At 60.7% G+C, this 19,446-nt stretch carries 18 protein-coding genes; 8 read left to right on the top strand and 10 right to left on the bottom strand.

Translation table 11 applies throughout. The features are described 5' to 3' along the window. Nucleotides 1-56: 56 nt before the first annotated feature. Nucleotides 57-560, bottom strand: a complete 504-nt coding sequence (locus tag ACP7B1_RS18230) for a MarR family winged helix-turn-helix transcriptional regulator (RefSeq protein WP_223612592.1) — start codon at nucleotides 558-560, stop codon at nucleotides 57-59. A gap of 361 nt (nucleotides 561-921) precedes the next feature. Here ACP7B1_RS18230 and ACP7B1_RS18225 point away from each other — a divergent pair, with 361 nt between their 5' ends. The 3 genes from ACP7B1_RS18225 (at nucleotide 922) to ACP7B1_RS18215 (ending at nucleotide 3,054) form a co-directional block, all read left to right on the top strand. Next, complete coding sequence (locus ACP7B1_RS18225; RefSeq protein ID WP_346304964.1) at nucleotides 922-1,812, top strand: branched-chain amino acid aminotransferase; 891 nt, start codon at nucleotides 922-924, stop codon at nucleotides 1,810-1,812. A gap of 178 nt (nucleotides 1,813-1,990) precedes the next feature. Next, a complete protein-coding gene (locus tag ACP7B1_RS18220; protein ID WP_346304952.1) occupies nucleotides 1,991-2,302 on the top strand; it encodes a hypothetical protein in 312 nt (103 codons plus the stop codon). Between the two features lie 107 nt (nucleotides 2,303-2,409). Then, nucleotides 2,410-3,054, top strand: a complete 645-nt coding sequence (locus tag ACP7B1_RS18215; protein ID WP_223612595.1) for an MBL fold metallo-hydrolase — start codon at nucleotides 2,410-2,412, stop codon at nucleotides 3,052-3,054. Nucleotides 3,055-3,109: 55 nt separating this feature from the next. Here ACP7B1_RS18215 and ACP7B1_RS18210 read toward each other — a convergent pair whose 3' ends face one another. From ACP7B1_RS18210 to ACP7B1_RS18195, 4 genes are all read right to left on the bottom strand, one after another. Further along, nucleotides 3,110-3,526, bottom strand: coding sequence for a BA14K family protein (locus ACP7B1_RS18210; protein ID WP_223612596.1), 417 nt, complete (start codon nucleotides 3,524-3,526; stop codon nucleotides 3,110-3,112). A 366-nt stretch (nucleotides 3,527-3,892) separates the two neighbouring features. Next, nucleotides 3,893-4,108: a cold-shock protein gene (locus tag ACP7B1_RS18205; RefSeq protein WP_105732051.1), complete on the bottom strand. Its 216-nt coding sequence runs from the start codon at nucleotides 4,106-4,108 to the stop codon at nucleotides 3,893-3,895. A 428-nt stretch (nucleotides 4,109-4,536) separates the two neighbouring features. After that, complete coding sequence (locus tag ACP7B1_RS18200) at nucleotides 4,537-5,364, bottom strand: transglycosylase SLT domain-containing protein (protein WP_426137197.1); 828 nt, start codon at nucleotides 5,362-5,364, stop codon at nucleotides 4,537-4,539. 124 nt (nucleotides 5,365-5,488) lie between these two features. Next, complete coding sequence (locus tag ACP7B1_RS18195) at nucleotides 5,489-6,400, bottom strand: lipid kinase (RefSeq protein ID WP_346304951.1); 912 nt, start codon at nucleotides 6,398-6,400, stop codon at nucleotides 5,489-5,491. A 148-nt stretch (nucleotides 6,401-6,548) separates the two neighbouring features. Between ACP7B1_RS18195 and ACP7B1_RS18190 the strand changes: the two genes are divergently transcribed. Together ACP7B1_RS18190 and ACP7B1_RS18185 are read left to right on the top strand one after the other, a co-directional pair. Beyond that, nucleotides 6,549-7,247: an HAD family hydrolase gene (locus ACP7B1_RS18190; protein WP_346304950.1), complete on the top strand. Its 699-nt coding sequence runs from the start codon at nucleotides 6,549-6,551 to the stop codon at nucleotides 7,245-7,247. Between the two features lie 206 nt (nucleotides 7,248-7,453). Further along, the gene (locus tag ACP7B1_RS18185; protein WP_346304949.1) at nucleotides 7,454-9,361 is read left to right on the top strand and encodes a DUF3857 and transglutaminase domain-containing protein; all 1,908 of its coding nucleotides are present in this window, start codon (nucleotides 7,454-7,456) and stop codon (nucleotides 9,359-9,361) included. A gap of 20 nt (nucleotides 9,362-9,381) precedes the next feature. On the opposite strand, the gene ACP7B1_RS18180 is transcribed toward ACP7B1_RS18185, so the two are convergent. Continuing rightward, complete coding sequence (locus ACP7B1_RS18180; protein WP_346304948.1) at nucleotides 9,382-10,899, bottom strand: ATP-binding protein; 1,518 nt, start codon at nucleotides 10,897-10,899, stop codon at nucleotides 9,382-9,384. Between the two features lie 54 nt (nucleotides 10,900-10,953). Beyond that, nucleotides 10,954-12,036, bottom strand: a complete 1,083-nt coding sequence (locus ACP7B1_RS18175) for an NAD(P)-dependent oxidoreductase (RefSeq protein ID WP_346304947.1) — start codon at nucleotides 12,034-12,036, stop codon at nucleotides 10,954-10,956. 107 nt (nucleotides 12,037-12,143) lie between these two features. On the opposite strand from ACP7B1_RS18175, the gene ACP7B1_RS18170 reads away from it, so the two are divergent. Continuing rightward, complete coding sequence (locus ACP7B1_RS18170; RefSeq protein WP_346304946.1) at nucleotides 12,144-12,731, top strand: TetR/AcrR family transcriptional regulator; 588 nt, start codon at nucleotides 12,144-12,146, stop codon at nucleotides 12,729-12,731. A 174-nt stretch (nucleotides 12,732-12,905) separates the two neighbouring features. Here the strand turns inward: ACP7B1_RS18170 and ACP7B1_RS18165 are convergent, their stop codons facing one another. Beyond that, the gene (locus ACP7B1_RS18165) at nucleotides 12,906-13,796 is read right to left on the bottom strand and encodes an alpha/beta hydrolase (RefSeq protein WP_346304945.1); all 891 of its coding nucleotides are present in this window, start codon (nucleotides 13,794-13,796) and stop codon (nucleotides 12,906-12,908) included. A gap of 121 nt (nucleotides 13,797-13,917) precedes the next feature. Here ACP7B1_RS18165 and ACP7B1_RS18160 point away from each other — a divergent pair, with 121 nt between their 5' ends. After that, nucleotides 13,918-14,475, top strand: coding sequence for a CGNR zinc finger domain-containing protein (locus ACP7B1_RS18160; RefSeq protein WP_346304944.1), 558 nt, complete (start codon nucleotides 13,918-13,920; stop codon nucleotides 14,473-14,475). Nucleotides 14,476-14,508: 33 nt separating this feature from the next. Here the strand turns inward: ACP7B1_RS18160 and ACP7B1_RS18155 are convergent, their stop codons facing one another. Then, complete coding sequence (locus ACP7B1_RS18155) at nucleotides 14,509-15,813, bottom strand: MFS transporter (RefSeq protein WP_346304943.1); 1,305 nt, start codon at nucleotides 15,811-15,813, stop codon at nucleotides 14,509-14,511. Between the two features lie 109 nt (nucleotides 15,814-15,922). Here ACP7B1_RS18155 and ACP7B1_RS18150 point away from each other — a divergent pair, with 109 nt between their 5' ends. Continuing rightward, the gene (locus ACP7B1_RS18150; protein ID WP_223612604.1) at nucleotides 15,923-16,501 is read left to right on the top strand and encodes a TetR/AcrR family transcriptional regulator; all 579 of its coding nucleotides are present in this window, start codon (nucleotides 15,923-15,925) and stop codon (nucleotides 16,499-16,501) included. Nucleotides 16,502-16,684: 183 nt separating this feature from the next. On the opposite strand, the gene uvrB is transcribed toward ACP7B1_RS18150, so the two are convergent. Beyond that, nucleotides 16,685-19,444, bottom strand: a complete 2,760-nt coding sequence (uvrB, locus tag ACP7B1_RS18145) for an excinuclease ABC subunit UvrB (protein WP_346307429.1) — start codon at nucleotides 19,442-19,444, stop codon at nucleotides 16,685-16,687. Between the last annotated feature and the right edge of the window lie 2 nt (nucleotides 19,445-19,446).

The following is a 19,446-nucleotide window of genomic DNA, read 5'->3' as shown; positions in this document are numbered from 1 at the left end:
TCTCTCCGGGCATTGGCGCCCGCCCTTGGTCCCCGGACGTCCCTATCCGGCATAAACTAACCTGCCTGTGGCAGACTGTCGATCTGTTGCCTTTGGCCCGGATTGACCATCGCTTTGAGGAAATGTTCGATCACGGCCCGGTCAGCCAGACCGATTTGCTCCAATGCACTGCCAATGCGGCGTGATTGCGGTGCGGCAAGCTCAAGCGCGAGTTCTCTGCCCTTCATGGTGGGATAGAGTTCGCGCTGCCGCCGGTCGCGCGGGCCGGGTATCTGCACGACATGGCCCGTGTCGATCAGCTGCTTGAGAACACGGGCGAGACTCTGCTTGGTGATTTGCAGCACATCCAGCAGTTCCGCAACGGTCATGCCCGGCTTACGGTTGATGAAGTAGAGAACCCGGTGATGGGCGCGGCCGAAAGCCAGCTTTTCCAGAATCAGATCCGGGTCGGCGGTGAAGTCACGGTAGGCAAAGAAAAACAGCTCGATGAGGTCGAGTTCGCGCGCATCCGCCTTGGTCAGGGCTGTCTCAATATGCCGATCCGGTGTATAAGGTTTCATGCAGGGCTCCCGCTCTCATTCATGTGTCGCCGAATAATATGTCAGTCTTGTTGACTTAATTTTAGACTGCTGATAATTTTTGGCAAGCTGTTGGCCGCATTTTGAATGAAACGAAAAGCCAATAAGTGTTTCCGGGACATTTTTCCTCATCGAAACGCCTATTGCTGCCACGCATGGTCCGAAAATCGGTACGATTTTCATCGGGGATCAGGCGTGAATTCGAAATGGACAGCATCCTTTGCGCGTTCAAGAAGAACGCGCGGCGCTGTCGGGAGCCAAGGTTCACCAATTGTGAAACGGGAACAATTGGCGTCGTCTCAAACCCGTCAAACGATCAGGAATCAAACGCCTGGAGGAAAACATGGCATCCGTACCATTTGATCAGCTTGAAGGTTACATCTGGATGAATGGCGAATTCGTTCGCTGGGCAGATGCTAAGGTTCACGTGCTGACTCATGGCCTGCATTATGCAAGCTCGGTCTTTGAAGGTGAGCGCGCCTATGGCGGCGAAATCTTCAAGCTCAACGAACACACGGAGCGTCTGCACGAATCGGCGCGTATTCTTGGCTTCACCATTCCCTATTCGGTCGAAGAACTGAACGATGCCTGCCGCAAGCTCCTTGCCAAGCAGGGCTTTCAGGATGCCTATGTGCGCCCGATCGCGTGGCGCGGCAGTGAGTCGATGGGCGTTTCGGCCCAGAACAACAGGATCAACGTGGCCATCGCCATCTGGCAGTGGCCAAGCTATTTCGACCCGGCGCAGAAGCTCAAGGGTATTCGTCTGGATATGGCGGAATATCGCCGCCCGGATCCGAAGACGGCTCCCTCCAAGTCCAAGGCCGCCGGCCTGTACATGATCTGCACGATCTCCAAGCACGCCGCTGAAGCCAAGGGCTATGCGGACGCGCTGATGCTCGACTGGCGCGGCCAGGTGGCCGAAGCCACCGGCGCCAACGTGTTCTTCGTCAAGGACGGTGTCATTCACACGCCGAAGCCGGATTGCTTCCTCGACGGCATCACCCGCCGCACGGTCATCGAGCTGGCCAAGCGCCGCGGCTATGAGGTTGTCGAACGGGCGATCATGCCGGAAGAACTGGAAGGTTTCGAACAGTGCTTCCTGACCGGGACGGCTGCGGAAGTGACGCCGGTCTCGGAGATCGGGCCACACCGCTTCACCGTTGGCGAGATCGCAATCAACCTGATGAACGATTACGCCGCCGAAGTAACACCGAAGAAAGCAGCGGCGGAATAACTCGCAGTATCAGAGCGCAAATAAGGCGCGCTCAGCCCGATACTGCAAGCTTGCTAACGAAAACAACCGGTTGATACCTCTTTATTGAGGCATCAACCGGTTTGACATTGCCCAAAACTTAGTCAACATGCCAGTGTCAGGCATGAGTCTGACGCGAAACGTTGACGGGGTGTCAATTATGGGTGCACTTCTTCCTCTCATCATCCAACTGATCTCAGGGGCTGTCGGCGGCAATATTGTCGGCGGTATTCTCAAGAACCTGACTCTTGGCCCGACTGGCAACACGATTGCCGGCGGCGTTGGTGGACTAGTGGGTGGCTACTTGACGCAATACCTTGGCGCCGGTGGTGCCCAGCTCGTGGCAAACGCAGCATCATCGTCGGGATTGGATCTCGGCTCAATCATCGGCAATGTTGCCGGTGGCGGTGTTGGCGGTCTTATCCTCACTGCAATCGTTGGTGCGATCAAGAACGCGCTGGCCAAATCCTGATCATCACAGGACGCAAGCGATTTTCAAGGGCGGTCCCATTGGCCGCCCTTTTTATTTGGGCTAAAGCCTGATGTACGAGATTTCCGAAAGCATAGGGTTGGAAGAAAATGGGACAATTGCAGGCCGGTATTATCCCCGTGACGGCCTTTCAGCAGAACTGCACGATCCTCTTCGACAGCGATGACAAGCATGGCGTCCTGATCGATCCGGGCGGTGACAATGATCAGGTGCTCCATGCCATCCGCTCCAACGGCATCACCATCGACGCCATCTGGATCACCCATGGCCATATTGATCATGCGGCAGGTGCCATGGATATGAAGGAGGCACTCGGCGTCGATATCATCGGTCCGCACCAGGCGGATAAATTCCTTCTTGATTCAATGGAGGAGAAGGCGGTCCAGTACGGCATCCAGGGCAGCGGCGTGCGCAACTGCACGCCGGACCGCTGGCTTGCGGATGGCGATACGGTGTCCTTCGGGTCGCATGTGTTCGAGGTGCTGCATTGTCCGGGCCATGCGCCGGGCCATGTGGTTTACTACAACCGGGCCGCCAAGTTCGCGCATGTCGGCGATGTCCTGTTCAACGGCTCGGTCGGCCGCACGGATTTGCCGGGTGGCGACCATGAGACCCTGATCAACTCGATCAAGAACAAGCTGTTTCCGCTTGGCGACGATATCGGCTTCATCTGCGGGCATGGCCCCGGCGGCCGTTTCGGCGAAGAGCGCCGCACCAATCCGTTCCTGACCTGACAAAAAGGCCGCCGGAACGATCCGGCGGCCTTTTTTCAATCCGGCTGATCAGCGATCAGTTGGCGTTGCAGAAATATGCACGTCCGTCATAACCGCGGAACGTACCGGTTTCTGGATTGAAAGAGCGGTAGCGGTCGGCGCAATAGCGATACCAGGCGCGTGACCACGGCTGGGCGCTGCCATAATAGACCGGGCGCACTTCGCGATAGACGCGAACCGGCGCGGCGCGATAGACGGGACGATCATCGTAGTCGCGATAGATCACGTCGGGTTCGCGTGGCTGGGCGAGTGCGCCGCCGATGAGCGCACCTGCGGCAAGGCCGATAGCGCCGGCTGCGAGTGCATCGCCGCCGCCGCGATGATGATGACGGCGCCAGCCCCAATCATCAGCCGATGCCGACGAAGCAAGCGGAACGGCGATCGTTGCAAAAGCTGCCGTCGCAAGAATGGCAATCTTCATACCTTTAAACATCTGTGCCTCCTTTGAAGCATCCTTGGCGGAACTTTTGGAGCCGCCTGATCGTGTTGGGCTGGACTTTCAGTGGGGGCGCCAGCCGTGATGTGTGTTTTAAACGTTCCAGAATGAATGCAAGCTGAACGGAAAGCGGGCACTTTCGTTCCCTGCACCCCATGCGGGAAAGGCACATCGACATCATAATATCAGCAAATCCATGGCAAGAAACGCGCGAAGGGTGCCCAAACTGGATAATTGGGGGGAATTTCCACGCAAAGCATCCGCTTTGCGGACGCGCAGCCATCGCCGCGACCGGGGAGGTGGACTTTCAGGGAAAACCCCCGGGCGTGTCCGGGGGTCCCGAAGCGGCTTGCGCCGCCTGAATTATTCCGTAACCGTGATGTTGACGGCCTTGGGGCCTTTGCCACGACGGTCAGGCTCGGTATCGAAGGAAACCTTCTGATTGTCTGCGAGACCTGTGAGGCCGGATGCCTGAACGGCGGAGATATGGACAAAAATGTCCGCTGCGCCATCATCCGGTTTGATAAAGCCAAAGCCTTTTTCACTGTTGAAGAATTTGACCGTACCGGTCTGTGCCATGCTCCGTTCCTTTTCCTTACTTACCGCGTTCCCCTCCGGGCTTGCGGGATTGGTAGTGCCGCCTTTTGTAAGATACATCCGGCGTAAATCATGCAGGCAGTTCTCGAATTCAGGAAAGGAGCCGATCATTGCCGGGATTTCTCCCGACCCGGTATTCTTGCGGTTCCGGCGCGCCGTTCTTCCAGTCTTCCAGTGTTCGCAGATGCCCGAACGCTTTGAGACTGCTAGAATAAGTGTTTTTTGGCAAGCAAAAGTTTTTCCATCGTTTAGGCGACTATATCGAACAGCTGTGCAGCCGACATACTTCGCCGCGCAAAATCGTTGCCTGCAACCCATGTATTAACCGCGCGGGCCGCCGCAATTCGAGGTTGTATGCGGTAGTGATGCCGCATAAAACTGTCCAAATGGTCAAATTTTGGCTTCTAACTCTAGCGGTTGCGCAGAACAATACATGCGCCGCCGGCGCCATGCAGCTTGGCGCAGATGGCATTGGCCTCGCCGCGCGTATCGGCGCCGATGCGCACGGCATAGATGCCGCGCCGGCCCATCGGCGTGCGATAGCGGCTGATGACCGGCTCGTGCTGGTTCAGGATGGCCGGAAAGGCGCGGCGCAGCCGTTCCATCTGGTTCACGGCGGCTGAGCGGCGGAAGTTTCCGGCAATCTGGATGCCCCAGGGTTTCGGCTTGATCTGCGCCATGGAGATCGTCGCCGAGCGGACAACCGGCAATTGGCGGCACGCGGTATCGAAGCCCAGTTTGACATTGAGCGGCGCAGCGCCGATCTCCGCGCCCGCCGCAAAGTCATCGGCCGGACGCCCCGTGATATCAAGCACATAGTCCTCGGTTTCGAGTGGCAGGAAACCGCCGCTCGACAGCCATTTCGACACGCGTGTCGGTCCGGCATTGTAGGCGGCCGCTGCCAGTCCCCAATTGCCGAAGGTGGCGCGCAGATCCTTGAGCAGCGCCGCCGATGCCGGAAGCGCCTGGGCGAAATCGAAGGGATTGGCCAGTTGCCGCTCCCGGGCGGTGCCCGGCATGAACTGGGCGATGCCTTGCGCGCCGACCGGGCTTTCCGCCTGATCGTCGAAGCGGCTTTCCTTCCAGATCAGGCGGGCAAAGAAGTCGCGCGGCACGCCGTGGCCGTCGGCCTGGGTGGCGATGGCGGCGCATATCTGGCTGACGGTCGGGGCGGGCGGCTGCGGCGGTGCCGGTACGGACGGGTTATCGGCCGCAAGCACAATCGATGCGGTCAGCAAGGTGAGTGATGCCCCCAGAGCGATCTTACAAAGTGCGTTCACCCAGCCCCCATTCGTCACGCATTCCACTGATGAGCATAAAGCACAGAGACATTGCGGAGGAAAGTCTGGAGAGGCTGTCGATCTAGACAGAAGCTGCTCTGGCCGGTGTTGCCGGAGCAAAGACCCGGATTGCCTTCTCCCGTATGCGGAAATGCGCAGGGGTCCAGGTGGTAAGGTCGCCGTCGGTGTTCACGGGGCGCGGTTTACTGGTTTTGATGGTGACTTGCGTCGTCTGGAAGGCCCGCACATCGTCCCAGCGGCCGTGGGTGCCTTTGCGCAAGCTGGGCAGGAGACCCAGCAACCGCCACCAGTGATCCACCTCCAGACTGTAGAAATCCAGCCGCCCGTCGTCGGCGGTCGCGGTTTCCTCTACGGTCATGCCACCGCCATAATGGCGGCCATTGCCGACGGAAACCTGCATTGTCCGGATTGTTTCGACCGAGCCGTCATGCTCGACATAGGCGGTGAACAGCCGGGAGCGGGCGAGGAGGCGGGCGGCAACCATGGCATAGCCGAGCTTGCCCCAGCGCTTCTTGGCCTTTTCCGTCAATTCCGCGGCCAGTTCGGCACTGAAGCCGATGCTGGCAACATTGAAGAACAGATTGCCGTTGACTTCGCCGAGATCAATGGGGCGCGGTTCGCTGGAAAGGATCAGTTCCACCGCCTTGAGCGGGACGGGTGGCAGGCCGATCGTCCGGGCGAAATCATTGGCCGTGCCCAATGGCAGGACACCCAGTGGCAGGCCGGTCTCGACAAGACCGGCAGCGGCGGCGTTCAGCGTGCCATCACCGCCGCCGATGATCACGAGATCGCATGCATCCTGCATGCGCCTGATGAGGTCGGAGATGGATTCGTCCTTGTCCGGTGACGCATCGACCAGCGTCAGCCCGCCGGTTTCCAATGCCTTGCGGATGGGATCGATCGGCTTCCGGCCGCTGCGCGCATTGGGATTGACGATAAACAGGGCGCGTCGTGGCGGTTTGGCTTGGGTCAACAGGCTGGTGCTCCGGTTTCCAGTCCGCCGCAGGTGGGGTTTGATTTGTGGCGAAACAAGGCAACGTCTGCCCCGGCTGGTGGATTTTGCCGGTGGCAAGCGCTACACAACTAGGATCACCATTTCGGCAACGCATGAGAGTTCGAGAATGACCTCCCTCACCACCATCGGTTTTGACGCAGACGATACGCTCTGGGAAAACGAACAGTTCTTCCGCCTGTCGGAAAAGCATTTCGAGACGCTGCTTGCTCCCTACACGGATGTGCCCGACCTGTCGGACCGGCTTCTGGAGGTGGAACGGCGCAATCTCGATCTCTATGGCTTCGGCATCAAGGGTTTCACCCTGTCGCTGGTCGAGACGGCGCTGGAGGTGACGGATGGCAAGATACCGTCATCCGTGCTCGGCGAAATCCTGGCGGCGGGGCGGGACATGCTGCGTCATCCCATCGAAACCCTGCCGCATGTGCAGGACACGCTGGAGCACTTGGCCGGGCGCTACCGGCTGGTCCTGATCACCAAGGGCGATCTCTTCGATCAGGAGCGCAAGCTGGCGCAATCGGGCCTTGGCGATTTTTTCGATGCGGTTGAGATCGTCAGCAGCAAGGACCGGGCCACCTATGAGCGGATTTTCAGCCGCCATGGCGATGGCCCGGAGCACAGCATGATGATCGGCAATTCGCTGAAATCGGATGTGGTTCCGGCCATTCAGGCCGGCGGCTGGGGCATCTATGTCCCGCATGCGTTGACCTGGGTGCTCGAACATGTGGATGCGCCGGTGGCGGAGCCGCGCTTCCGCCAGATCGACCATCTCGGCGATCTCGCACCGCTGCTGGCTGAACTCGGCTAGAGCCTTTCCGGCTTAAACAGAACCGGTTCTATTTGAGCAGGAAAGGCGCTAATCCAAGCGGCATCTTTCCAAGTTTGTCAGGCTTGGGGTATGGTTTGTTTCCCCAAGGAATTTGCCTTGAGGGGGTGTCCCGTGCGGACATCCATATATGTTTTTGAGAATATTCAATATTAGTTACGTAATAACATTAATTTATAGGAGTCATAATGTCGTTTATTTTTATGAAGTCTCCCTTTGGAACGCTACGGTTGGGCCTCCTCATTTTATGGCTGTTTGCATTGCTGCAGCAGGCCCATGCACAGGATGCAGTGCCTGTGGTGAAGGAAGAATACATCTCCGCTTCGGATGTTATCACGGTTGAGAAGGATGGCAGCTACACCGTGGAGTGGCAGACAACGCGCCGGCTGCTTGATGCCAGCGGCCGCGACAGTTTTGCGAAGAAGACATTCAGCTTCAACGATCAGCTGGCAAGCCTTGACATCATCGAGGCGGAAACCATCAAGGCGGACGGGCGGCGCATCCAGGTGCAGCCGGATCAGATCCGGCTGCAGGAGGACCCGGCGGCGACGGGGCAGCCGGTGTTCAGCACGAGCAAGCAAAAGACCATTATTTTCCCCGACATCGAGATTGGCGACAGCGTTCGCTATCGGGTGCGGAAAATCCAGAGGGAACCGGATTTTCCCGGGCATTTTGCCTATGCGGATTCTTTTGCTCCGGACGAACGGGTGCTTGCCTACACGCTGGTGTTGAAGGCTCCGAAGTCCCTCGATCTGCGCAGTGAAGCCCTGGCGATGAACGAGGTGCGGGCGACGGATAAAAAGGGTGACGACGTTTGGAGCTGGAGCTTTGCCCAGCCCGACACCAGACCGCTTGACCACGGCAAGGCGGACGTCTTCGTAAACAGTCCGCATATCATCGTTACGAGTTTTGCCGATTGGAATGCCATCGCCCAGGCCTACCGGGCGCGCGCCGACGACAAGCTTGCGGTAACGCCGGAGATTCAGGCGCTTGCCGACGAACTGACGAAAGATGTTCCCGGTCGGCGCGAGCAGACGCAGCGGATCTATAACTGGGTGCGCGGCAATATCAGGTATGTCGCCCTGTATCTGGCACAAGGGGGCTACGTGCCGCATCCGGCCGGGGACATTCTGCGAAACCGCTATGGCGACTGCAAGGACCACGTTGTCCTGTTCGAGGCGCTTCTGCGCGCCAGGGGGATTGAAAGCCATGGCGCTCTCATTGCTTCGGGCGATCTGTTCAGTCTGCCCTCTGAAGCGCTGCCGGGCTATTTCGATCACATCATTACCTATGTGCCGGAATTTGATCTTTATCTCGATTCCACGGCCGAATATCTGCCATTCGGTTTGAAAGGCTATTGGCTGTCGTCGAAAGCTGTCTTGCACGTGGATGGCTTGACGGGCGTCCGCACAACGCCCGCCATGACGGCGCCGGAGAATTCATTGTCCACCAGCACGACCTGGTCACTCAACATGGATGGATCGCTGCAAGGCAGGATTGTGGAAATTTCGCGGGGCGGCATATCGATTGACCGGCGCCGCGCCGTCGCGGGCGTCGATCCCCTGCAGCGTGCCGGTCTCGTGCAGCAGCTTCTTGCCCGCAACGGCTTGAAGGGCAAGGGCAGCTACACTGCGGACGATCCGAAAAGCGATGCACGGGATTACAAGATCGATATCGATTTCACCGTCGATCAGACCGGCCTCGATCTGTCCGGTCCCGAGGCGTTTGCCATCACGCCCCCCTTGGCGTTGGGCTACTCCATACCGGACATGACCAGCTTTGCCATGGAGCGCCCCGAACCGCACTATGCAACGTCCTGTGCGGCCGTCGAGCTCGACGACACCTATGATGGAACCATTCCGGAAGGCGTCGGCGTCCGCTCCCTGCCAAAATCCGTGTCGCTGGCCGAAGGGCCCATCCGGTATGATGCCGCCTACGCGGCGGAGGGACGGAAAATCCACGCAAGACGTCACTACGTCATGTCCATCGACCGGGGCTATTGCACGCCGAAAGATGTGGAACAGATGGCGGAGGCTGTGGGCAAGGTGCGCCAGGATCTGCAGCGGAAAGTTCTGCTGGCACCCGCCAGCGATTGATCGGAAACGGAGCAGGCCTCTTACTCGGCGGCGTGCTGGTCCTGCGCGCCGTCATCGGGACTGTTGGGATCGCCCGCCATTGTCTCGCAGCCGAGATCGGGGAAGGCGACGACGCGGTTTCCGGCAAAATCGGTGCGGACGACCACCAGTCCCTGTTCCTCGAAATAGGTCAGGAGCCGCCGGGCGCGCCGGGCGGAATGGGTGCCGTAGGCGCGGGCAAGCGTTGCATCGGACGGGCAGGGATTGCCGGTGACCGCAGCCTGCGCGACAATGAAGAACACACCCTGCACATCATCGGGCAGGCTCTTGGACAGTTCCAGCGCCTGCTGCCACGGCTCGCTTTGCGCGGTTTCACCGTCAATGCCTGCACGCGCCACCGCCAGCTTGCGGCGGAAGGCGGGCAGTGACAGCGCGTCGCCGGGGACGCGGCGGATGCGGCAGCGCACCAGAAAATCCTGATAGAGCACCGCATCGGTGCGGAAACCGGCATCCGGGTCGCCCAGCATTTCCTGCATGACCGCATCGATCAGCGCGCTGCGTTCGGCTTCGTCGATTTCCGGGAACAGCGTCAGGGCGGGCGCTTCCGCTTCGGCCATTGCCTTGGCTTGGGTCAGCTGCGCCAGGATGTCGGCCGTTGGGGTGGGTGGCGGCGGCGTGGGCGCGCGCCGCACGACCGGGCGCCGCTCTTCGGGCGCCGGCGTGAAGATCAGCTCATGCGCGTCGTCGGCCTGCTGCGGCAGCGGGGTCAGCTTCGGGCTGGACGAGCGGGCGGAGGTTTCGACCGGGCCGATGGTGACCGGCAGCGGGCGGCGCGACAGCGCGGGTCCCAGGGCAACGAAGTGTCCGCGCGCCAGATCGCGGAACTGTTCCGCCTGCCGCCGCTCCATGCCGAGCAGATCGGACGCGCGGGCCATGTCGATATCGAGGAAGGTGCGGCCCATCAGGAAGTTGGAGGCTTCGGCGGCAACGTTCTTGGCCAGCTTGGCCAGCCGCTGCGTGGCGATAACCCCGGCAAGTCCGCGCTTGCGGCCGCGGCACATCAGGTTGGTCATGGCTCCAAGGGACAGCTTGCGCGCCTCGTCGGAGACCTCGCCGGCAACCGCCGGGGCAAACAGCTGCGCCTCATCGACCACGACAAGCATGGGATACCAGTAGTCGCGCTCGGCATCGAACAGGCCGCCGAGAAAGGCCGCCGCGCAGCGCATCTGCTGCTCGACATCGAGGCCTTCGAGATCGAGCACCACGGACACCCGGTGCTGGCGGATACGCGCGGCAATGCGGGTCAGTTCATTCTCGGTGCGGGCGCCGTCGACGACCACATGGCCGTATTTGTCGGCAAGGGTGACAAAGTCGCCTTCCGGATCGATGACGCATTGCTGCACCCATTGGGCGCTCTGTTCGAGCAGGCGGCGCAGCAGATGGGATTTGCCCGAGCCGGAATTGCCCTGCACCAGCAGGCGCGTGGCCAGAAGCTCTTCCAGGTCGAGCATGGCTTTTGCGCCTGCGGGCGCCGCTCCCATGTCGATATCGACCTTCATTGCTTCTCCAGACCGGTGGTGATTCCGCGCACGGTCAAACGCGCGCGGACCTCCTTAGCATTCCTTTTCCGCTCGTGCGCGAGCGATATGCCGCTTCTCCCCGGAAACCCACAGATGGTTTTCCGCATCGGTGCGGCGCAACACCGCGCCGAACTCCTGCATCCGCGCAACCACATAATCCGGTTCCATCAGACCGTCGGGGAAATACAGCCCCGGTGCCACCTTTTCCCCGCCGGAAAGGCCAAGCAGGCGCTCGACTGACAATGCCACATTGAGGGCAGTCAGAGGTGCCTGACCCTGCGGATGGACGATATCCAGGCGGGTTGTCGTCTGCTCGCCGGTGTTCAGTTCGCCACTGATTTCTATGACGATCTCGGTGGAAAAGGGCTCGCCCCGGCGGCGGCTGGCCGATTCGCCATACGCCATGTCGAAGCGGATGGAGTGCGCGCCGGTGGCAACGCCAAGGCTGAGGACGTCGAAGGGGGAATAGGCGCTGGCTTCGATCTGCTTACCGTCGATATCCGTGAAACTGCGGGTGGCTTCCGCGCCCGTGACCCAGCGCCATTTGCCGTTCTTGAGCGCCAGCGGATTGGGGGCGGATTGTGTCAGCCGTTCGAAATCGGCAAAGGCGGCCGGCCCGCCCATGTCCTGCTCGTCCAGCACCACCGCAATCGTGATTTCGTCTATCCGGCGGAAGTCTCGGGCGACCTGAAGCACGGGGAAGGTGGCCGACCCTGCCAGCCATGTACTGGCCATGAGAATCGCCGAACTGTTGGGTTTGTGGATGTAATGCGCCATCTCGGGGCCGACTTCGAACACTCCGCTGGAAACGCTGAGATAAGGCAGCTCACGCGCCTGCGCGAATTTCAAGCTGTTGAGCGTCTCGTCTTTCACGAACAGCACGACGGCGCTGAAGGCCTTGCCGGCGGGCTGGCCGAGATCGGCCCGGTCAAGATCAATGGAAACCGCTTCGGCACCGCCGAGAGTGTCGGCGACGGATTTTGCTTTGGCCAGATCACGTCCGCCGATGGCGATGGGCAGATCCAGGTGGAGCTTGCGCAGGGTTTGTGCGGCTTGCGAACCGACGATACCGGATCCGCCAATGATGAGGACAGGGGCTGCAATGGTTGTGGACATGGGAATTCCCTTCATGTTACTATAAGTAAGTTACCTTTAGTAATATATGGGCGTGCGATTGCAAGTCAAGGGGTTGGATTGCTAATCTGGTGAAAAAGGGAATCCGCATGAGCAAGACCGCAGCCGCCAAGAAAATGCCGAAAGCCCAGCGGCGGGAGCAGCTCATGGAAACGGCGCTGGAGATCGTTCGCACACAGGGAACCGATGCGCTGACGCTTGGCTATCTGGCGGAGCGCGCGGGGGTGAGCAAGCCGATTGCCTATGAGCATTTCGGCACACGCTCCGGCCTGCTGATCGCGCTGTATCAGCAATTGGACCAGCAACAGGTCGATGATTTGTTGGCGGCGCTGGAACAGGCACCGAAGCAACTGGCGAGCGTCGCCCGGCTGATGAGCGAGGCCTATATGGCCTGCTACCGCTCCATAGGCCCGGAATGGCACGCCATCTCCGCCGCGCTCAAGGGCGATGAGGAGATGGAAGCATTTCAGAAAGCGCTGATCGACGGCTATGTCGATCTCTACCGCACCGCGCTGGCACCCTATTCGGCACTTTCTGCCGATGATCTGCGCCTGCGCTGTGTCGGTATCATCGGCGCAGCCGAGGCCATTTCCCGGGAAATGACCTGCGGCTGCGTTGACGAAGCCACCGCATCCGCCGCCCTGGGATCGCTGATCCTGCAATGGGTGGCCAACTGATACCGGATTTGCATCGAGGTGTTGCGTGGTTCGCCCTTCGACAAGCTCAGGAAGCTCACCATGAGGGAGGTGGTTTGGTGCAAGGCAAATCACAATCGCTGCAGACTATAACTCCCTGCAATCCTCAACATCCCTCATGGTGAGCTTGTCGAACCACGCACTACAGTTTTTGCTTTAGATGCTCACTGTACGCCCAAGAAACTCCCGCATCAGCACGGCGACTTCTTCGGCATGATCTTCCAGAAGAAAATGCCCGCCATCGAAAATATGCAGCTCAGCATTGGGCAGTTGTCCGGCATAGGCCCTGGCCCCGGCAAGCGCGAAGAAGGGATCATGCTTGCCCCAGGTGATCAGCATGGGCGGCTGATGCTCGCGGAAATAGGCGTGGAAATGCGGGTACTGCTTGAGGTTTGACTGGTAATCATGGAGCAGGTCGAGCTGGGCCTCGGCAATGCCGGGACGGTCGAGGCCGTTCTGCGCGTGGGTCCAGGCATCGGGGCTGATGCGGGCCGGATCTTTCGCGCCGAACAGGTATTGGCCTCTTGTGTCCTCGATCGAGAGGTGGCGGCGCATGGCGGTCTCCGTCTCCGCATTGCGGTCGGCCCACAGGCGGCGCGCGGCGGCAAAGCCGTCCGACAGGCCTTCTTCATGCGCCACGGCGTTCTGTACGACAATCGCCGTCACCCGTTCGGGATGGCGGGAGGCGAGGCGGAAACCGACGGGGCCGCCGAAATCCTGCGCATAGAGGGCGTAGCGCTTGAGGCCAAGCTTCCGGGTGAATGCGTCGATGATGTCGGCGAGATGATCGAACGTATAGCGGAACGCCGTGTGGGACGGGGCGTCGCTATAGCCCGAGCCGGGATAGTCCGGCGCGACAACGTGGTAGCGGTCGGCCAGCAGCGGAATGAGATCGCGGAACATATGCGACGAGGTGGGAAAGCCGTGCAGCAGGAGCAGCGTCGGCGCGTCCTTCGGCCCGGCTTCGCGGTAGAAAATCTTGAGACCGTCGATCTCCTCGGTCCGGTAGCTGATCACCGGGCGTGCGTGTTCGTTCGATTGTGACATCGTTTCTGCTCCTATTGGATGAGTGGTTTCACCGTCTAAATTACATTTTGATGGTTACTCAAATAGAGTAACTTGTCAAATTGAATTTTGATGGTTACTTCTAGGGGCGAAAGGACATGCGATGCCGTTCATTTTTCTGGGCAATGCCCTCTGGCTGGATTTCGTCAACACACAGATCATCGATGGCGCGCTCATCGATCTCATCGGCAATGACGGTGCGTTTCTGCAGTGGGCGAAGACAGCCGATCTTCAGGCTGATGAGGACGATACGGCCACGTTCGACGCGGCCTTGACCGAGGCGCAGACGTTCCGCGCGCACTTGCGCGCGGCGGCGGACAGTCTCGCGGCCGGGACGGCGCTCAATCCTGCCTTTGTCGCCGATATCAACCGGCGCATGGCGGAGCATCCGGTTGCAACGGTTCTGGAGAATTCAGGGAGCGGATGGGCGACCAGCGCAAAGCCTGTCACCAGCGGGCCGCAAAGCGTATTGGCTGCAATCGCCACTGACTTTGCCCGGTTTGTTTCCACCGAAGCGACGAATGTCCGCCACTGCAGCAATGAGCGCTGCTGCATCGTGTTCTACGACACCAGCAAGAATCACACGCGCCGCTGGTGCAGCATGGAAACGTGCGGCAACCGGGCTAAAGCTGCCGGTCGCCGCGCGCGCGTTGTACAGTAGTCTTTACTGCTCGAGTCGCAGAAGCCTTGCGGCTTAATGCGCGATGGCGGGTTCGCCGACGCGGTCGTCCTTGCTGCTCTTGCGGATGGTCAGCGCCAGCAGCGCGGCGATCAGGCACAGGATACCGGCGGTGAAGAAGGCGGGGAGATAACTTGCATATTCCGTGCGGGCAAAACCGCCGCCATAGGCTGCCGACGCTGCTCCAAGCTGGTGACCGGCAAAGACCCAGCCGAACACCATGCCGGCCTTTTCACGGCCGAAACGGTCCGTTGCCAGCTTGACCGTCGGCGGCACGGTGGCGATCCAGTCGAGACCGTAGAACATGGCGAACAGTGACAGGCCGTAAATCGAAAAATTGCTGTAGGGCAGGAACAGCAGCGAGGCGCCGCGCAGGCCGTAGTACCAGAACAGCAGCCAGCGGTTGTCGACGCGGTCGGACAACCAGCCGGAGCCGATCGTGCCGAAGAAATCGAAGAAACCCATCATGGCCAGCACGCTGGCGGCGGTGACGGCCGCAAGCCCGTAATCACCGCAGAGCGCGACGAAGTGGGTCTGGATGAGGCCGTTGGTGCTGGCGCCGCAGATGTAGAAGGTGGCAAACAGCACCCAGAATGTGCTGGTGCGCGATATTTCCTTGAGGGTGGCCAGCGGCAGGATGATGAGCGACAGCAGGCCGCCGGTAATCGGCGCGGTCTTCGCCACGTCCTTCTCGCCATAGGCGGGCAGGCCGACATCGGACGGGCGGTCCCGCATCAGCAGGAAGACCGCGACGGCTGCGACGGCGAGCAGGGCGCAGACCATCATGGTCGCCGCGCGCCAGCCGTAGTTTTCACTGATGGAGGCCATGAGCGGCATGAAAGCCAGCTGTCCGGTGGCCGAGCTTGCGGTCAGCATGCCCAGCACCAGCCCGCGCCGGTCGGTAAACCAGCGGGTGGCAACAGTCGCACCAAGCACCATGGCGGTCAGGCCGGTGCCGAAGCCGATCACCACGCCCCACAGCAGGATGAGCTGCCAGATCTGCGTCATGCCGAGGGACAGGAAGGAGCCGCCCGCGATCAACGCAAGCGCCACACACACGACCTTCCGTACGCCGAAATAGTTCATGAACGCCGCAGCGAACGGGCCCATCAGCCCGAACAGCAGCAGCCGGATGGAAAAGGCGGTGGCGATCTGTTCCGTCGTCCAGCCGAATTCCTTTTCCAGCGGCACGATGAGCACACCGGGAGCACCGACCGCTGCCGCCGTCACAAGCATGGTGAGGAAGGTGACGGATACGACGACCCAGCCATAGTGGATATTGCGCCGGGCGAGCGCGGCAGCGAGAGGCGATGAAATCATGTTCGTGTTCCCTGGAGGGTAATCGGCCTTTAGATGACGGTCATCATGTTGACTATTGATGACGGTCATCATATAAATTGTCAATGCAGTTTTTTTGAAGGATTGTTTCATGCGCGTCAGCAGGGACCAGGCAGCACAGAACCGCGCCCGGATCATAGAGATCGCCGGACAGCAGTTCCGCGAAAAGGGTTTTGACGGCATCGGCGTCGCCGATGTGATGAAAAGCGCGGGGCTCACCCATGGCGGTTTCTATGGTCATTTCAATTCGAAGGATGACCTGATCGCCGAGGCCTGCGCGGCGGCCATGGCTTTGTCGGTCCGGCGGTGGACCAGCCTGTCCGAGGCCTCGCCCGACGATGCGCTCGGCGCGATCACCCAATCCTATCTGGCTGGCGACGCCCATGGCGAGGGACAGATGAGCGGCTGCATGATGGCAGCATTGGCGCCGGATATCGCGCGGCGCGGCGGTCCCGTCCGTTCGCGTTTCACCGAGGGCACCAAGGCGCTTCTCGATATTCTCGTCAACGCCGTGACCGGCCGCAGCAAAGCCCGGCAGCGTGAAAAGGCCATTGCCATCATGGCGGGGCTGGTGGGCACCGTGGTGCTGGCGCGCGCCGTGGATGATCCTGATTTCGCCCGGGAGATCAAACGGGTCGGTGCGGCTGTGTTCGGCAAAGACGCGGAGTAGGGAGGGGATTTACACCCCCCTCTGCCCTGCCGGGCATCTCCCCCTTGTGGGGGAGATCAGCTTTCAGAACCTTTCAGCCAATCTTCGGCATCGAAAATAACGCGAAACCATTGATGCCGACGTGATCTCCCCCCTTGTGGGGGAGATCACGTCGGCAGCCCAGAGGGGGGTGAGTATTCTGATCTACCGCCCCGGACGTCCCGTTTTGCCCGGTCGGCGCTTCTTGCGCGCATCGTTTGCGTCCTCATAGGAGCCGATGCCGCTGCGCTCGCGGCGGATGATGGCATCGTCATTCCGGTTGGTAGCACCGGGAAGTGCCGGTTTTTCCGGCACGGCGCCGCGTACCGGCTTCTCTGTCCGGCCAACAGTCATCTCATCCAGCGTGTTCTTGCGGAACAGCGGCGAGTTCGGATCGCTGTTCTCGTCGGTGACCACGCGGTGCATGGCGCGGCCGGCATTGTGCCGGCCCTTGGTGCGGCCGCTGACCGGGCTTTCCAGTTCCACTTCGCGCGCCATCGGGTCGTCCGATATGGCCAGCTCCGTCTCGCGCAGCCGCTTGATTTCGTCGCGCAGCCGTGCCGCCACTTCGAAGTCGAGATCGTCGGCGGCTTCGCGCATCTGCTTTTCCAGATGTTCGAGGTGCGATTTGAGGTTGTTGCCCATCATCGCGCCGGACTCGGCAAAGCCTGAAATATCCGCCCGGACGTGATCGCGCTCGTAAACGCTGTTGAGGATATCGCCGATGTTCTTCTTGATGCTGGCGGGCGTGATCCCGTTGGCCGTATTGTAGGCTTCCTGCTTTTCGCGGCGGCGGCTGGTTTCGGCCATGGCCCGTTCCATCGAACCGGTCACGTGGTCGGCATAAAGAACAACCTTGCCGTCGACGTTGCGGGCGGCGCGGCCGATGGTCTGGATCAGCGATGTCTCGGAGCGCAGGAATCCTTCCTTGTCCGCATCGAGAATGGCGACAAACCCGCATTCGGGAATGTCCAGGCCCTCGCGCAGCAGGTTGATGCCGACGAGCACGTCGAAGGCGCCGAGCCGCAGGTCACGCAGGATTTCGATGCGCTCGAGCGTGTCGATGTCCGAGTGCATGTAGCGCACGCGGATGCCCTGTTCGTGCAGATATTCCGTCAGATCTTCCGCCATGCGTTTGGTCAGGACGGTGACCAGCGTGCGGTAGCCCTTTGCCGATGTCTCGCGGATTTCGCCGAGAACGTCGTCGACCTGCGATTTGGCCGGACGCACCTCGACCGGCGGATCGATCAGGCCGGTCGGCCGGATGACCTGCTCGGCGAACACGCCGCCGGCTTCTTCCATTTCCCAATTGCTCGGGGTCGCCGAAACCGCAACGGTCTGCGGGCGCATCGCGTCCCATTCCTCGAAACGCAGCGGACGGTTGTCCATGCACGAGGGCAGGCGGAAGCCGTACTCGGCCAGCGTTGCCTTGCGCCTGAAGTCGCCCTTGTACATCGCGCCGATCTGCGGAACGGTCACATGGCTTTCGTCGATGAAAACAAGCGCATTGTCGGGGATATATTCGAACAGCGTGGGCGGCGGCTCGCCCGGCTTGCGGCCGGTGAGATAACGCGAATAGTTCTCGATGCCGGCGCAGGAACCGGTCGCCTCGAGCATTTCGAGATCAAAGGTGCAGCGCTGCTCCAGCCGCTGCGCTTCCAGCAGGCGTCCCGCCTGGTTGAGTTCCACCAGCCGGTGCTTCAGCTCTTCCTTGATCGACTTGATCGCCTGGTTCAGCGTCGGGCGCGGCGTCACATAGTGCGAGTTCGCGTAAATCTTCACCTGGCTGAGATCGCCGGTCTTCTGGCCCGTCAGCGGGTCGAATTCCGTAATCGTCTCGATCTCGTCGCCGAACATGGAAATGCGCCAGGCCCGGTCCTCAAGGTGGGCAGGGAACAGTTCGATCGTGTCGCCGCGCACCCGGAACGAGCCGCGGGTGAAATCCATCTCGCGCCGCTTGTACTGCTGCGCCACCAGATCGGCGAGCAGTGCCCGCTGGTCGAGCCGGTCGCCGATCTTCATCTCGAAGGTCATGGCCGTATAGGTCTCGACCGAGCCGATACCGTAGATACAGGAGACGGAGGCGACGATGATCACGTCATCGCGTTCCAGGAGCGAACGGGTAGCCGAGTGGCGCATCCGGTCGATCTGCTCGTTGATCGACGATTCCTTCTCGATGAAGGTGTCGGAGCGCGGCACATAGGCTTCCGGCTGGTAGTAATCGTAATAGGAAACGAAATACTCGACCGCATTGTTGGGGAAGAAGGATTTGAACTCGCCGTAGAGCTGTGCCGCCAGCGTCTTGTTGGGCGCGAGGATCAGGGCCGGGCGCTGGGTTTCCTCGATGACCTTGGCCATGGTGAAGGTCTTGCCCGAACCGGTAACACCCAAAAGCACCTGCGTCTTGTCATCGTCGGCAATGCCGGAGACGAGATCGCGGATGGCCGTCGGCTGGTCGCCGGAGGGCTGGAAATCCGTTTCCATGCGGATGGCGATGCCGCCTTCGGATTTCGAAGGGCGGGCAGGGCGGTGCGGTTGCCAGGCCGTGCCGTTCTTGAACAGCGGATTGCCGCTTTCGATCAGGGCGGAGAGCGCGGCAACGGTGGCGGTGGCGCCGCCTGCGGGCAGGTTGGCGGTGTCTTCAAGCGCAATATCCAGGCCGGCGACCGGGTTCAGTCCGGCCGCGGCGCGCGTCTTCGGATCGCTCGATCCGCCGATGGAGGTGCCGCGCGAGGTCCTGGAACTGCTGGTTGGCTTGGCGGCTGCCTTCTTCGGCTTCGTCACCTTGGGCTGCGGCTTGGCCGTTTCCTCGGAAATCTGCTTGGCCCAATCGCTGATCGAGCCGGAGAGCGGTGTGCCTTCCAGTTCCGATTGCGGCGCTTCGCCGAAACCATCCGCGTTATATTTGTCAGGAGATTTAACCATGA

This window comes from Phyllobacterium sp. SL163 (assembly GCF_049896885.1).
Lineage (GTDB): Bacteria > Pseudomonadota > Alphaproteobacteria > Rhizobiales > Rhizobiaceae > Phyllobacterium > Phyllobacterium calauticae.
The sequence above is the reverse complement of the archived record's forward strand: the minus strand, read 5'-3'. Positions and strand labels throughout refer to the sequence as shown.

Coding starts and splice junctions, on each gene's coding strand:
- ACP7B1_RS18160 (WP_346304944.1), top strand. CDS start 13,918: ATGCCGTTCATTTTTCTGGGCAATGCCCTCTGGCTGGATTTCGTCAAC.
- ACP7B1_RS18165 (WP_346304945.1), bottom strand. CDS start 13,796: ATGTCACAATCGAACGAACACGCACGCCCGGTGATCAGCTACCGGACC.
- uvrB (WP_346307429.1), bottom strand. CDS start 19,444: ATGGTTAAATCTCCTGACAAATATAACGCGGATGGTTTCGGCGAAGCG.
- ACP7B1_RS18220 (WP_346304952.1), top strand. CDS start 1,991: ATGGGTGCACTTCTTCCTCTCATCATCCAACTGATCTCAGGGGCTGTC.
- ACP7B1_RS18155 (WP_346304943.1), bottom strand. CDS start 15,813: ATGATTTCATCGCCTCTCGCTGCCGCGCTCGCCCGGCGCAATATCCAC.
- ACP7B1_RS18205 (WP_105732051.1), bottom strand. CDS start 4,108: ATGGCACAGACCGGTACGGTCAAATTCTTCAACAGTGAAAAAGGCTTT.
- ACP7B1_RS18180 (WP_346304948.1), bottom strand. CDS start 10,899: ATGAAGGTCGATATCGACATGGGAGCGGCGCCCGCAGGCGCAAAAGCC.
- ACP7B1_RS18215 (WP_223612595.1), top strand. CDS start 2,410: ATGGGACAATTGCAGGCCGGTATTATCCCCGTGACGGCCTTTCAGCAG.
- ACP7B1_RS18185 (WP_346304949.1), top strand. CDS start 7,454: ATGTCGTTTATTTTTATGAAGTCTCCCTTTGGAACGCTACGGTTGGGC.
- ACP7B1_RS18225 (WP_346304964.1), top strand. CDS start 922: ATGGCATCCGTACCATTTGATCAGCTTGAAGGTTACATCTGGATGAAT.
- ACP7B1_RS18210 (WP_223612596.1), bottom strand. CDS start 3,526: ATGTTTAAAGGTATGAAGATTGCCATTCTTGCGACGGCAGCTTTTGCA.
- ACP7B1_RS18175 (WP_346304947.1), bottom strand. CDS start 12,036: ATGTCCACAACCATTGCAGCCCCTGTCCTCATCATTGGCGGATCCGGT.
- ACP7B1_RS18170 (WP_346304946.1), top strand. CDS start 12,144: ATGAGCAAGACCGCAGCCGCCAAGAAAATGCCGAAAGCCCAGCGGCGG.
- ACP7B1_RS18150 (WP_223612604.1), top strand. CDS start 15,923: ATGCGCGTCAGCAGGGACCAGGCAGCACAGAACCGCGCCCGGATCATA.
- ACP7B1_RS18190 (WP_346304950.1), top strand. CDS start 6,549: ATGACCTCCCTCACCACCATCGGTTTTGACGCAGACGATACGCTCTGG.
- ACP7B1_RS18230 (WP_223612592.1), bottom strand. CDS start 560: ATGAAACCTTATACACCGGATCGGCATATTGAGACAGCCCTGACCAAG.